The following is a 12,373-nucleotide window of genomic DNA, read 5'->3' as shown; positions in this document are numbered from 1 at the left end:
CCTGGATTTACCAGTTCATTACCTGGCTAGGCAGACGTGGATTCGGGGGCGGGAGTTGCCTCGGGCGCGCCATCAGATGGCGCGGGGCTGATCGGACGGGGCGCCGTCCACGAGGGCGGCCAGCGCGTCCGGCGCCTCTTCCACCGAGTCGACCAGAGCGATCTTCGCGGACATGGGGCGCTCGGCGGCGAGTGCCCGCAGCAGTGGCCAGGCGGGCAGCTTCTCGGTCCAGTGGGTGCGGTCGACGAGGACCATGGGGGTCGGTTCGCCCCGCGACCCGTAGTAGTTCGGGGTGGCGTTGTCGAAGATCTCCTGTACGGTCCCCGCCGCGCCGGGCAGGAAGACGACTCCCGCGTTGGAGCGCGCCAGGAGGCCGTCCTCGCGGATCGCGTTGACGAAGTACTTGGCGATGTGGGCCGCGAAGGCGTTGGGCGGCTCGTGGCCGTAGAACCAGGTGGGGATGCCGACCGAAGCGCCGCCGTCCGGCCACCGTTCGCGTACCTCGAAGGCGGCCCGCGCCCAGTCGGTCACCGAAGGGGTGAAGTGCGGCACCTTGGCGAGGAGGGCCAGGCTCTCGTCGAGCATGGCGTCGTCGAAGGGGGCGGCGTACGCGCCGAGGTTCGCGGCCTCCATGGCGCCCGGGCCGCCGCCTGTGGCGACCGTCAGGCCCGCGCGGGCGAGCCGCCGTCCGAGCCGGGCCGCGCCTTCGTACGCACCGGACCCGCGTTCCAGCGCGTGCCCGCCCATGACCCCGACGACGCGGGCGCCGGTGAGGTGCTCGTCCAGGGCGTCCGAGATGGCGTCGTCGTGGATGCTGCGCAGCATCGAGGCGAAGACGTCGCCGTCCGACATGGTGCGCTGGTACCAGTCGTAGGCCAGGGCGTCGGGGGTGGCGGAGTAGCCGGCGTCGGTGGCGAGGGACTCGAAGAGCTCGTCGGGGGAGTAGAGGCTGCCGCGGTACGGGTCGAAGGGCAGGTCCGGTATCGGCGGGAAGACCAGCGCGCCGCCTGCCCGGACGCTCGCGGCGGCCTCCGGCTCCATGCGGCAGCCGAGGAAGACGGCCTCGGAGGTCGGCGTACCGAGCAGCGCGGTGGTGCGGCCGGTCAGGTCGACGGACTGGACGCGGTAGCCGGAAAGGGTGCCTGTCTCCAGTACGCGGTCGAATTCGGCGAGCGTCTCGATCTCGCGGTCGGCGCCGTGGCGTTGGGACCGCTCGATGGGGCGGTGGGGCGCGGGGGGCTCGGGGTTCGGCTGCACGGTCGTCATCGTAGGCGGGCGGCGCATGGAGCCGGGCGGGGGCTGGTGGAGTGCGGCTCAGTGGAGCAGGGGAAGCGCCGCCAGTTCCGCGATGGCCCAGGTCAAAGGGCCGAGGACGACGAGGAGGGCCAGGACGCGCAGGACGGAGGCGCGGAAGAGGACGGAGCGCGGGGTGCCGAGACGGCGGAGCGCGGCGGTGGTGTGGGTACGGGCCCAGCGGGCTTCGAGGGCCGCCGTCAGGGCGCTGGCCGTGACGCAGGCCAGGACGAGGGCCGCACCCAGGCCGGTGAGCGGACCGAACGGGCGGGTGGGGGCCGCTTCGTACACCTTCACCGCCGCGTACGCGCCGGAGGCGACGGCGCAGAGTACGCCCAGGGGACGGCCGATGCGCCGGGACTCCTCCTGGAGTACGCGGCCGGCGAGCAGGCGGATGGCCCCGGGGCGCCCGGCGGCCAGGAGACGGCCGGACAGCCGCGCCAGGCCGGGGCCGGCCAGGACGAGGCCGAGTGTGGACAGCGCCCAGCCCGCCAGGACCCCCGGCGGGCTGCCGATGAGGCGTCCGGGCAACGGGAGGAGCGTGTCGGCGTTGGCGGGGCCCCGGCTGACGTAGGTCTCCAGGGCGAGCCCGGCCGCCGTCAGCGCCATGCCCCAGGGGAGCGCGGCGGGCACGGCGGAGGCGGTGCTGTGGGTGTCCATGGCGGTCAGGGGCTCGCCGGCACCGGCGCCGGCGGAAGCTCCCGTACGGCGTCCGGCGCCACGGGCGTTCCTGCGAGGGCGCAGGACGACCGCGGTGGCGGTGGCCGCCGTCACCGGTACGACGGCGAGGAGCATCAGCGCACCGGCGAGCGGAAGGGAGTGGCCCGCGCCGAGGAGTTGGGCGGCGGAGTCGGCGGCGGTCGCATCGACGAGGTCGCCGCGCACCATGAGGAAGGCGAGCAGCGCGACGAAGCTGCCCAGCACGCACGACACGGCCGTGGAGGTGGCGGCGATCACCGTCAGCCGTACGGGGCCCAGTCCGGCAGCGGACATGCCCCGTTGGGGGCGGCAGGCGGGGTCCGTGCGCGCCGCGGACACCGCGAGCTGGATGGTGGCCGCGACCGGGACGGCGCACCACAGGAGGCGTACGAACGAGTCGGCGGCCGTCGCCGGGTGGGCCGCGGCGTGGCCGAGCGCGGCCAGCAGGAGGAAGCCGGTGCCGCCGGACGCGGCGGCGACGAGCAGGCGGCGCAGCAGGACGAGGGGGTGGGCCCCACGGGCTAGACGGAGAGCGAGCACTCTGCCCTGCTTTCCTTGTCGGGGGCGGGGGCCTTGGCGCCGGTACGGCGGCCGTCGAGGAGTGCCACGGTACGGTCCGCGAGGGTGTCGGCCTCGGGCTCGTGGGTGGCGAGGACGACCGTGATCTCGTGCGAGCGGGCGGCCGTGGTGATGGTGCGCAGGACCTGCGCGGCGTCCGCACGGTGCAGGGGCGCCGTGGGCTCGTCGGCGAACAGGACCTGCGGCGCGCAGGCCAGGGCGCGGGCGATGGCGATGCGCTGGCGCTGCGACTGGTCGAGCCGGCCCGGGCGTTGGCGGGCGCACATGCCCACGTCCAGACGCTCCAGCCACTCGCACGCGGTCTGCTTGGCGGCGCGGTGGCCGGTACCGCGCAGGAGCAGCGGGAGGGCGGCGTTCTCCCAGGCGGTCAGTTCGGGGACGAGGTGGGGTTCGGTGTCCACCCAGCCGAAGCGGTCCAGGCGCAGCCGTTCCCGGCCGGCCGGTGAGAGCGTGTGCACTGGTGAACTGTTGAACCAGATTTCGCCGCTGTCCGGCGCAAGTTGGCCGGAAAGACACCGCAGGAGGGTCGTCTTGCCGCAGCCGCGGGGCCCCGTGACGGCGAGGATCTCGCCCTCGCGGACACCGAGGGAGACCCCCGTCAGCGCGGGGGAGCCGGCGTATGTGTGGTGCAGGCCGCGCGCCCAGAGAACGTCGTTGTCAGGTGGGGCCACCATCTGCGCACCTCATGCTCGTCGCGTCCGATCGTTCCCCCGACCGGGTGAACGACCATGGAGGGTATCGGTCACTGGCACGGTAAGGAGTGGCGACCCTCGGTATTCGGCGCTCGGCGCGCACCACGGCCCAGGTTCACTCAAATGGAGGCTTATATGAAGAATCTGGGTGGAGGGGCGGAGAAGAAGGGCTGAAGGGGGCAGCACGGGGCCGGGAGGGGGCGCGGCCGCGGGCTGCGGGGCGGGCCGCGCCCACCCGGCAGGCGCGCAAGCCCGTACGCCCACGAACCCGCTCGCTCCACGGGCGGGCGCGCGAGCCGAGGAAGCCGCTCGCACGGCTGGTGGGCGTACGCCTACGGGGCTCACGCCGGTACTGCGAGAGGGGCGCACGGGGCCGCACCCCCGAACGCCCCTCACCTCACGAAGTACGCCTCACAGCTTGCCCCATGCCTCCTCCAGCGTCCCCCGCAGTATCTGCTCGATCTCGTCGAAGACCGGCTGGTCGGCGATGAGCGGCGGGGCGAGCTGGATCACCGGGTCGCCGCGGTCGTCGGCGCGGCAGTACAGGCCGTTGTCGTACAGGGCCTTGGAGAGGAAGCCGTACAGGACGCGTTCGGTCTCCTCCTCGTTGAAGGACTCCTTGGTGGTCTTGTCCTTGACGAGTTCGATGCCGTAGAAGAAGCCGTTGCCGCGGACGTCGCCGACGATGGGCAGGTCGTGGAGCTTCTTCAGGGTGGAGAAGAAAGCTTCTTCCTTGTCCAGTACGTGCTGGTTGAGGTTCTCGCGCTCGAAGATGTCGAGGTTGGCGCAGGCGACGGCGGCGGAGACCGGGTGGCCGCCGAAGGTGTAGCCGTGCAGGAAGGTGTTGTCGCCCTTGTAGAACGGCTCGGCCAGCCGGTCGGAGATGACGCACGCGCCGATGGGGGAGTAGCCCGAGGTCATGCCCTTGGCACAGGTGATCATGTCGGGTATGTAGCCGAACTTGTCGCAGGCGAACATCGTGCCCAGGCGGCCGAAGGCGCAGATGACCTCGTCCGAGACGAGCAGCACGTCGTGGCGGTCGCAGATCTCGCGGACGCGCTGGAAGTAGCCGGGCGGGGGCGGGAAGCAGCCGCCCGCGTTCTGCACCGGCTCCAGGAAGACGGCGGCGACGGTGTCCGGGCCCTCGAAGAGGATCTGCTGCTCGATCTGGTCGGCGGCCCAGCGGCCGAACGCCTCCGGGTCGTCGCCGAAGAGCGGCGCGCGGTAGATGTTGGTGTTCGGGACCTTGTGCGCGCCGGGGACCAGCGGCTCGAACGGGGCCTTAAGGCCCGGCAGGCCGGTGATGGACAACGCGCCCTGCGGGGTGCCGTGGTAGGCCACCGCGCGCGAAATGACCTTGTGCTTGGTGGGCTTGCCGGTGAGCTTGAAGTACTGCTTCGCCAGCTTCCACGCGGTCTCGACGGCCTCACCGCCGCCGGTGGTGAAGAAGACCTTGTTCAGGTCGCCCGGCGCATGGTGCGCGAGCCGCTCGGCGAGCTCCACGGCCTTGGGGTGGGCGTACGACCAGATGGGGAAGAACGCCAGGTCCTGCGCCTGCTTGAGCGCGGTCTCGGCGAGTTCGGCGCGGCCGTGCCCGGCCTGTACGACGAACAGGCCGGCCAGGCCGTCGATGTAGCGCTTGCCCTTGTCGTCGTAGATGTTGGTGCCCTCGCCGCGCACGATCGTCGGCACGGGGGCGTTCTCGTACGACGACATGCGGGTGAAGTGCATCCACAGGTGGTCGTAGGCCGTCTTCGAGAGGTCAGCGGTCATGGCTATCTGGTTCCCCAGGTGTAGGTCTGCTTGCGGAGCTTGAGATAGACGAAGCTCTCCGTGGTCCGGACGCCGGGCAGCGTGCGGATGCGCTTGTTGATCATTTCCAGCAGGTGGTCGTCGTCCTCGCAGACGATCTCGATGAGGAGGTCGAAGGAGCCCGCGGTCATGACGACGTACTCGACCTCCTCCATGGCCGTCAGGGCGTCGGCCACCGGGTCGAGGTCGCCCTCGACGTTGATCCCGACCATCGCCTGCCGCCGGAAGCCGACCGTGAGGGGGTCGGTGACCGCGACGATCTGCATCACGCCTTGGTCGAGCAGTTTCTGTACGCGTTGCCGCACCGCCGCCTCGGACAGGCCCACGGCCTTGCCGATCGCGGCGTACGGACGGCGGCCGTCCTCCTGGAGCTGCTCGATGATCGCCAGGGAGACGGAGTCGATCGACTGGGTGCCGTTTCTGTCACGAGTGGCCACAGCCCTCACTGTGCACGAGCCTCGTCAGTCCCGCAACCCCGATTCAATGAAATCGGTTGCCCAGAGAAGTCGACGCCACTGATTTCGTCGTTCATCCGTTGTGGGTATGTCGAAAACGTTGCCTCCCTGGCTAGGGTGGGCATCTCAACCAATGGACACCTGACAGGAGGGGTCGCTCGTGACCACCGAACTGCGTCGGCTGCGCAACTACATCGACGGGGAGTTCCGGGACGCCGCCGACGGGCGGACCACGGAGGTGGTCAACCCGGCCACGGGTGAGGCGTACGCCACCGCTCCGCTGTCCGCCGCCGCGGACGTGGACGCGGCGATGGCCGCCGCCGAGGCCGCGTTCCCCGCCTGGCGCGACCTGGTGCCGGCCGAGCGCCAGAAGGTACTGCTCAAGATCGCCGACCGCTTCGAGGAGCGGGCCGAGGAGCTGATCGCCGCCGAGTCGGAGAACTGCGGCAAGCCGATCGCGCTCGTGCGCTCGGAGGAGATCCCGCCGATGGTGGACCAGATCCGCTTCTTCGCGGGGGCCGCCCGGATGCTGGAGGGCCGCGCGGCGGGCGAGTACATGGACGGCTTCACGTCCATCATCCGCCGCGAGCCGGTCGGCGTCTGCGCGCAGGTCGCGCCGTGGAACTACCCGATGATGATGGCGGTGTGGAAGTTCGCCCCGGCGCTGGCCGCGGGCAACACCGTCGTCCTCAAGCCCTCCGACACCACCCCCGCCTCCACCGTGCTGATCGCCGAGATCATCGGCGGCGTGCTGGACGAGCTGGGCCACAGCCGCGGCGTGTTCAACGTCATCTGCGGCGACCGCGACACCGGCCGCCTGATGGTCGAGCACCCGACCCCGGCGATGGCCTCCATCACCGGCTCCGTACGGGCCGGCATGCAGGTCGCCGAGTCCGCCTCCAAGGACCTCAAGCGGGTCCACCTGGAGCTGGGCGGCAAGGCCCCGGTCGTGGTCTTCGAGGACACCGACATCGCCAAGGCCGTCGAGGACATCTCGGTGGCGGGCTACTTCAACGCCGGCCAGGACTGTACGGCCGCGACCCGCGTGCTCGTCCACGAGTCCATCCACGACGAGTTCGTGACCGCGCTCGCCAAGGCCGCCGCCGACACCAAGACCGGCCCGGTCGACGACGAGGACGTGCTCTACGGGCCGCTGAACAACGCCAACCAGCTGGCGCAGGTCAAGCGCTTCATCGACGGCCTGCCCGCGCACGCCAAGATCGAGGCGGGCGGCCACCAGGTCGGCGAGAAGGGCTACTTCTACGCGCCCACCGTCGTCTCCGGCCTCAAGCAGGACGACGAGATCATCCAGAAGGAGGTCTTCGGGCCGGTCATCACCGTCCAGTCCTTCCGGGACGAGGACCAGGCCGTCGAGTGGTCCAACGGCGTGGAGTACGCGCTGGCGTCCTCGGTGTGGACCAAGGACCACGCGCGCGCCATGCGGATGTCCAAGAAGCTGGACTTCGGGTGCGTGTGGATCAACACCCACATCCCGCTGGTCGCCGAGATGCCGCACGGCGGCTTCAAGAAGTCCGGTTACGGCAAGGACCTGTCGGGCTACGGCTTCGAGGACTACACGCGCGTCAAGCACGTGATGACGTCGCTGGACGGCTGAGCCCGCCCCGCCGGATGACGGGGCCCCGCATGGTGCCCCGCCGCCCGGCACACCGTCGTGGGCGGCGGCCCGGCAGCCGACGTTCTGCCGGGTTGCCGTCGCCGCCCCCGGCGCGTGAGAGTGCTCGCCATGCCTGAACTTTCGCGGCGTTCGCTGCTACGGAGCACCGTCGGTACGGGAGCGGCCGGGGCCCTGGCCCTGCTGGCGGCCGGATGCGGGGTGCCCGCCGCGTACGTCGCCCCGGCCGACCGCGGCGCCCCCGACCGCTCGGCCCGGGACCGGCGCCTGACCTTCGCCAACTGGCCGCTCTACATCGACGTGGACGAGCGGGACCCGCGGCGGCGGCCGACGCTGGAGGCGTTCGAGAAGCACACCGGCATCTCCGTGACGTACACCGAAGAGATCAACGACAACGACGAATTCTTCGGCAAGATCAGCCCCGCGCTGATGAACCACCAGCCCACGGGGCGCGACCTGATCGTCATCAGCGACTGGATGTGCGGCCGGTACGTACGCCTCGGCTGGGTGCAGGAGATGGACCGCGCGCGGCAGCCGAACGTCGCGCGCCACCTCGACCCGCTGCTGCGCGCCCCGCACTTCGACCCGGGGCGCAGGCACTCCGTGCCGTGGCAGTCGGGCATCACCGGCATCGCGTACAACCGCAGGAAGCTCGGACGGGAGATCCAGCACACCGCGGACCTGTGGAAGGACGATCTGCGCGGGCGGGTGACGCTGCTGTCCGGGATGGACGAGTCCTTCGCGATGCTCATGCAGGGCGACGGTGTGGACATCACACGCTGGAAAGAGGACGACTTCTATCGGATGACGGACCGCATCCGCCGTCTGGTGGCGAAGAAGCACATCCGGCGCTTCACCGGCAACGACTACATCAAGGACCTCGCCTCGGGCGACGTGCTCGCGGCGCAGGCGTACTCGGGCGATGTCATCCAGCTCAAGGAGGACAACCCGGACATCGAGTTCGTGGTGCCGCAGGAAGGCGCCGAACTGTGGGCGGAGAGCCTGATGATCCCCGACCGCGCCGAGCACAAGCGCAACGCGGAACGGCTGATCGACTTCTACTACCGGCCGGAGATCGCCGCCGAACTGGCCGTCTGGGTCAACTACGTCTGCCCCGTGCCGGCCGCGCGGGACGTCCTCGCCTCCTCCAAGGACGAGGAACGCGCCGCGCTGGCCGAGGACCCGCTCGTCTTCCCGGACGACTCCCTGCGCAAGCGCCTGGCCATAGCCCGTGACATCACCTCCAAGGAACGCCCGGCGTTCGCCAAGGAGTGGAACGGGATCGTCGGGCTGTGAGGCGGCGGGCCGGCGCGTGGGTCAGCCCGGCATGCCCCGCGCGACGGATTCCTCCAGTGCCGTACGCAGCGCCCCGTACGTAGGGGCCAGCCGCCGCAGTCCGGCTTCCAGCGCGCGGTCGTCTCCCGAGACGACGGGGCGTTGCAGGCCGCCGACCATGCGGGACTGCTCGGCCAGAAGGGCGGCCGGGGTACCGAGGTTCAGTGAGGCGAGGCAGGCCGCCGCGTCGTTGAGGCGGCGGGCGCCGAGGCGGATGGCGAAGACGCTGAGCAGGTCGCGGATCTCCGGGGACAGGCCCTTGGCCACCTGGTCCGCCAGCGCTTCGGCGGCGGCCGTGCCGCCGAGCGACCCCGGCGGCATGGGCAGGTCGTCGCGTCCGGCCAGCCACCGTACGGCGTCGGGCAGCGACCGTCGCAGGGCCTTGGCCGGGTCGGCTGCCCGCTCCTGCACGAAGGCGGAGCGCATCACGTACGGGGCGTCCGTGTACGTGACCGACTCCGCGCGCCATGCGGCGGCGAAGGCCGGGGCGGACAGCGTCGCGTACGGGTGTCCGTGCGGGTCGTGGAGGAGGACGGTGCCGTCCTCGACCGCCAGCACCACTACGTAGTGATCGGCGCCGACCGCGGTGCCGGAGCCGGGCTGGTACAGCAGCAGGCCCATCTCCACCGGGCCGACCAGAACGGGGCCCTCCGCGCAGTCGGCCCCGAGCCGCGCCAGCGCCTCGTCCTGGGTGCCGCCCGCGCTGCGTACACAGCGCAGACCGAGCGCTGACACGGCGGCGTCCAGACCGGTTTCCGGGTCCCAGCCGTACGGGTCGAACCACGGCAGGGTGCCACCGACGAGCTGCATGCCGAAGGGCGAGCCGGTGAGGGTTTCGATGACGGCGGGGGATGGGGCGGCGTCGGGGCCGAGCACCATGGCCAGGGAATGGCTGTAGCAGTACGGGCCGGAGCCGGTGTAGGTGAGCATGCTTGTCCTCGGGTGCGGGTGCGGGTGCGGGTGCGGGTGCGGGCGGCGTCTGCCGGGTGGTGTTCACCAGTGCACGGTCTGACACGGTGACAAGGTCAAGTGGCGACGGTAAGTGACTGGTTGCGAGCGGTTTTTGGGCCGTGGTTAGCCCGTGGCCCCCTCATGGGCGGCCTTTGCCGCCGTGCCAGACTCACCGCTCATGTCGCAGAAAACACAGGACCTGAGCCCCGCCGTCACGTTCGGACTGCTCGCCGCCTGGGCGTTGCATGACGCGGAGGAGGTGGCCTTCGGGCCGCGGTGGATCCGGGACCACCTGCCGGAGCTGCGGAAGCGGTTCCCTGGTGCGCCTGAACGGCTCTGGCGGGCGCTGGAAGGCGTCGACCAGCGGGAGTTCACGGTCGCGGTGGGCGCCATGGCGGTGATCGTGGCCGCCGCCTCGGTGCGCGGACACCGCACCGGCGGCCGCTCGGCCTTCTTCCAGGGCGCCGTGGACGGATTCGGGCTGCACGGCCTCATGCACCTCGCGCAGGCCGCCGCCGTACGCGGCTACACCCCCGGCTCGGCCACCTCGCCGTTCATCGTCGTCCCGTACGCGCTGTGGGCGCGCGGGCGGCTACGGCGCGCCGGGCGGCTCCGGCCGACGGACGCACGGGGCGTGGCGAGCGGGCTGACTGCCGCCGGGGCGGCCACCGTGCTGTCTCACCTCGTGGCGCGGCGGCTGGTGCGGCACTGAGGCGCACGGGGCCGGTACGCCTCAGAGCACCGCGCGGACGGCGGCCACCCGGTTGGTCGTGACGGCGTCGACGCCCGCGCGCTTGAGGCGGCGCGTGGCGCGGGGCGTGTCGATGGTCCAGGCGGCGAACAAGTAACCGTCGCCGTGGGCTCGTTCGACCAGCTCCCTGGTCACCAGACCGAAGTGGTAGTTGAGCCAGCGGGGACGGACGCGGGCCAGCAGTTCGGGACGGGGCGGGGCCGTACGGCACCAGGAGAGGGCGAGTTCGGCGGCCGGGTCGGCGGCGCGGACGGCGAGCATGGACAGGCCGCCACCGCAGTAGTACGTACGGGCCTCGGCGTCGGACTCGCGGACCTCGGTGACGGCGGCCGCCGCGGCCGCGGGGTCAGGGAGGTCGATCAGGGCGCGGGCGGACGGGTACTTGGCCGTGAGCGCGAGGGCGTCGCGCAGAGTCGGAACGCCGCCCGCGGTGAGCTCGGCGACCAGGCCGTACGTGAGTGAGGCCAGCGAACGGTCGTGGCCCCACAGGCGTTCCAGCGTGGCGTCGTGCAGCAGCACCGGGACGCGGTCGGCGGTCAGCCGTACGTCGATCTCGACCGCGTCCGCGCCCGCTTCGAGCGCGGCGCGCAGCGAGGCGAGAGTGTTTTCGCGCGCCTCGTACGGGGCGCCGCGATGGCCGATGACCGCCACCTGTCCGCGCGTGGGAATCGGGTCCGTCAGCCGGGCAGCCGGCGGTGCCTGCCCGGCCGGCGTGCGCTCCGCCGGGGCGGGCACTGGCGCCGGATCCGCTGCGCGCCGTGCGGGCCTCATCGCGGCCACGCCGCCGTGTAGTCGTCGATCTCGGCGGTCAGCGCGGCCTTCGCGGCGGAGTCCATGAAGGACGCCTCGACGGCGTTCTTCGCCAGGGCGGCTACCCCGGCCGCGTCGAGATCCAGCAGGCGCGCGGCCACGCCGTACTCCACGCACAGGTCCGTACCGAACATCGGCGGGTCGTCACTGTTGATCGTCACCAGCACACCCGCGTCGACCATTTGCTTCAGCGGATGCTCGTCGAGGGTGCGCACGGCGCGGGTGGCGATGTTCGAGGTCGGGCAGACCTCCAGCGGGATACGGTGCTCGGCGAGGTGGGCCAGCAGCTTCGGGTCCTGGGCGGAGCTGGTGCCGTGGCCGATCCGCTCGGCACGCAACTCGGTCAGCGCGTCCCAGACGGTCTGCGGGCCGGTGGTCTCCCCGGCGTGCGGAACGGAGTGCAGGCCGGCGGCGATCGCCCGGTCGAAGTACGGCTTGAACTGCCCGCGCGGCACGCCGATCTCCGGGCCGCCGAGCCCGAAGGAAACCAGGCCCTCCGGCCGCAGGTCACAGGCGATACGCGTGGTCTCCTCGGCGGCCGTCAACCCCGCCTCGCCCGGAATGTCGAAGCACCAGCGCAGCACCACGCCCAGCTCGGTCTCCGCGGCCTTGCGCGCGTCCTCGATGGCTTCGACGAAGGCGGCGTCCGGGATACCGCGGCGGGTGGAGCTGTACGGGGTGACGGTCAGTTCGGCGTAGCGGATGTTCTGCCGCGCCATGTCCCGGGCCACCTCGTACGTCAGCAGCCGCACGTCCTGCGCGTCGCGGATCAGATCCACGACGGAGAGGTAGACCTGGATGAAGTGCGCGAAGTCCCGGAAGGTGAAGTAGTCGGTGAGCGCCTCCGGGTCGGTGGGGACCGCGGAGTCCGGGTGGCGGGCGGCCAGCTCGGCGACGATACGCGGGGACGCCGATCCGACGTGGTGGACGTGCAGCTCGGCCTTGGGCAGTCCGGCGATGAAGGCGTCGAGATCGGACAACGGGTCCTCCTGGTCGAGGGGCGAGCTGGCGTGCCGCGGACGGGAATCATCGTAGGCGGGGAGCGCCATGCGGAACGGCGCAGGTCTTAGCATGGGCGCAAGCGAAACGTGGGGCGAATGTGGGGGTGTCGATGTCCGGCAGTCAGCAGCCCGAACCGCGCGAGGCGTGGGCGCCGGCGGGGGGCCGGGAGGCGTCGGGCGCGACGAGGTCGGCTGCGCCGAAGTCGGGCGTGTCGAGGCCGGGTGGGCCAGCGGCGGACGTGCCGGAACCCACTGCCGCCGTGGCCGGGGCAGCGGCGCAGCCCGAATTGCGTGAGCCGTGGGCGCCGGTGGAGGGGCGGGAGGCGTCGGCTGGGACCGGGACGGCGGTGACGGAGACGGCC

11 protein-coding genes are annotated in these 12,373 nt (G+C 71.7%); 3 read left to right on the top strand and 8 right to left on the bottom strand.

The genetic code is table 11. The annotated features are described in order from the left end of the window. Positions 1 to 72: 72 nt before the first annotated feature. From CP984_RS10855 to CP984_RS10835, 5 genes are all read right to left on the bottom strand, one after another. Entirely contained in the window at positions 73 to 1,257 is a 1,185-nt protein-coding gene (locus CP984_RS10855; RefSeq protein WP_003980204.1) for an LOG family protein, read from the bottom strand. 57 nt (positions 1,258 to 1,314) lie between these two features. After that, complete coding sequence (locus CP984_RS10850) at positions 1,315 to 2,532, bottom strand: hypothetical protein (RefSeq protein ID WP_003980203.1); 1,218 nt, start codon at positions 2,530 to 2,532, stop codon at positions 1,315 to 1,317. After that, on the bottom strand, positions 2,514 to 3,245 hold the full coding sequence (locus CP984_RS10845) for an ABC transporter ATP-binding protein (protein WP_003980202.1): 732 nt from the start codon (positions 3,243 to 3,245) through the stop codon (positions 2,514 to 2,516). The genes CP984_RS10850 and CP984_RS10845 overlap by 19 nt, the downstream gene beginning before the upstream one ends. A gap of 429 nt (positions 3,246 to 3,674) precedes the next feature. Continuing rightward, on the bottom strand, positions 3,675 to 5,036 hold the full coding sequence (locus CP984_RS10840; protein WP_030182325.1) for an aspartate aminotransferase family protein: 1,362 nt from the start codon (positions 5,034 to 5,036) through the stop codon (positions 3,675 to 3,677). Between the two features lie 2 nt (positions 5,037 to 5,038). Then, positions 5,039 to 5,512, bottom strand: a complete 474-nt coding sequence (locus tag CP984_RS10835; RefSeq protein ID WP_003980199.1) for an Lrp/AsnC family transcriptional regulator — start codon at positions 5,510 to 5,512, stop codon at positions 5,039 to 5,041. A 178-nt stretch (positions 5,513 to 5,690) separates the two neighbouring features. Between CP984_RS10835 and CP984_RS10830 the strand changes: the two genes are divergently transcribed. Both CP984_RS10830 and CP984_RS10825 read left to right on the top strand, forming a co-directional pair. Further along, positions 5,691 to 7,145 carry a gamma-aminobutyraldehyde dehydrogenase gene (locus CP984_RS10830; RefSeq protein ID WP_003980197.1) on the top strand — a complete coding sequence of 485 codons (1,455 nt, stop codon included), beginning with the start codon at positions 5,691 to 5,693 and terminating at the stop codon, positions 7,143 to 7,145. A 129-nt stretch (positions 7,146 to 7,274) separates the two neighbouring features. After that, positions 7,275 to 8,459, top strand: coding sequence for a polyamine ABC transporter substrate-binding protein (locus CP984_RS10825; protein ID WP_003980196.1), 1,185 nt, complete (start codon positions 7,275 to 7,277; stop codon positions 8,457 to 8,459). Between the two features lie 21 nt (positions 8,460 to 8,480). Here CP984_RS10825 and CP984_RS10820 read toward each other — a convergent pair whose 3' ends face one another. Beyond that, entirely contained in the window at positions 8,481 to 9,428 is a 948-nt protein-coding gene (locus CP984_RS10820; RefSeq protein ID WP_003980195.1) for a hypothetical protein, read from the bottom strand. Positions 9,429 to 9,627: 199 nt separating this feature from the next. On the opposite strand from CP984_RS10820, the gene CP984_RS10815 reads away from it, so the two are divergent. Next, the gene (locus CP984_RS10815) at positions 9,628 to 10,161 is read left to right on the top strand and encodes an HXXEE domain-containing protein (RefSeq protein ID WP_003980194.1); all 534 of its coding nucleotides are present in this window, start codon (positions 9,628 to 9,630) and stop codon (positions 10,159 to 10,161) included. A 21-nt stretch (positions 10,162 to 10,182) separates the two neighbouring features. On the opposite strand, the gene CP984_RS10810 is transcribed toward CP984_RS10815, so the two are convergent. Both CP984_RS10810 and CP984_RS10805 read right to left on the bottom strand, forming a co-directional pair. Beyond that, positions 10,183 to 10,935 (bottom strand): glycerophosphodiester phosphodiesterase, encoded by a 753-nt coding sequence (locus tag CP984_RS10810; RefSeq protein WP_003980193.1) that lies wholly within the window; start codon positions 10,933 to 10,935, stop codon positions 10,183 to 10,185. A gap of 32 nt (positions 10,936 to 10,967) precedes the next feature. Then, positions 10,968 to 12,059 carry an adenosine deaminase gene (locus CP984_RS10805; RefSeq protein WP_371282716.1) on the bottom strand — a complete coding sequence of 364 codons (1,092 nt, stop codon included), beginning with the start codon at positions 12,057 to 12,059 and terminating at the stop codon, positions 10,968 to 10,970. Positions 12,060 to 12,373 lie beyond the last annotated feature (314 nt).

This window comes from Streptomyces rimosus (genome assembly GCF_008704655.1).
Lineage (GTDB): Bacteria > Actinomycetota > Actinomycetes > Streptomycetales > Streptomycetaceae > Streptomyces > Streptomyces rimosus.
Note: the sequence above shows the minus strand (reverse complement) of the source record. Positions and strands in the feature narration are given on the sequence as shown.

Excerpts from the sequence above, each read along its gene's own strand:
- CP984_RS10845 (WP_003980202.1), bottom strand. The coding sequence starts at position 3,245 with ATGGTGGCCCCACCTGACAACGACGTTCTCTGGGCGCGCGGCCTGCAC.
- CP984_RS10840 (WP_030182325.1), bottom strand. The coding sequence starts at position 5,036 with ATGACCGCTGACCTCTCGAAGACGGCCTACGACCACCTGTGGATGCAC.
- CP984_RS10825 (WP_003980196.1), top strand. The coding sequence starts at position 7,275 with ATGCCTGAACTTTCGCGGCGTTCGCTGCTACGGAGCACCGTCGGTACG.
- CP984_RS10820 (WP_003980195.1), bottom strand. The coding sequence starts at position 9,428 with ATGCTCACCTACACCGGCTCCGGCCCGTACTGCTACAGCCATTCCCTG.
- CP984_RS10815 (WP_003980194.1), top strand. The coding sequence starts at position 9,628 with ATGTCGCAGAAAACACAGGACCTGAGCCCCGCCGTCACGTTCGGACTG.
- CP984_RS10805 (WP_371282716.1), bottom strand. The coding sequence starts at position 12,059 with ATGGCGCTCCCCGCCTACGATGATTCCCGTCCGCGGCACGCCAGCTCG.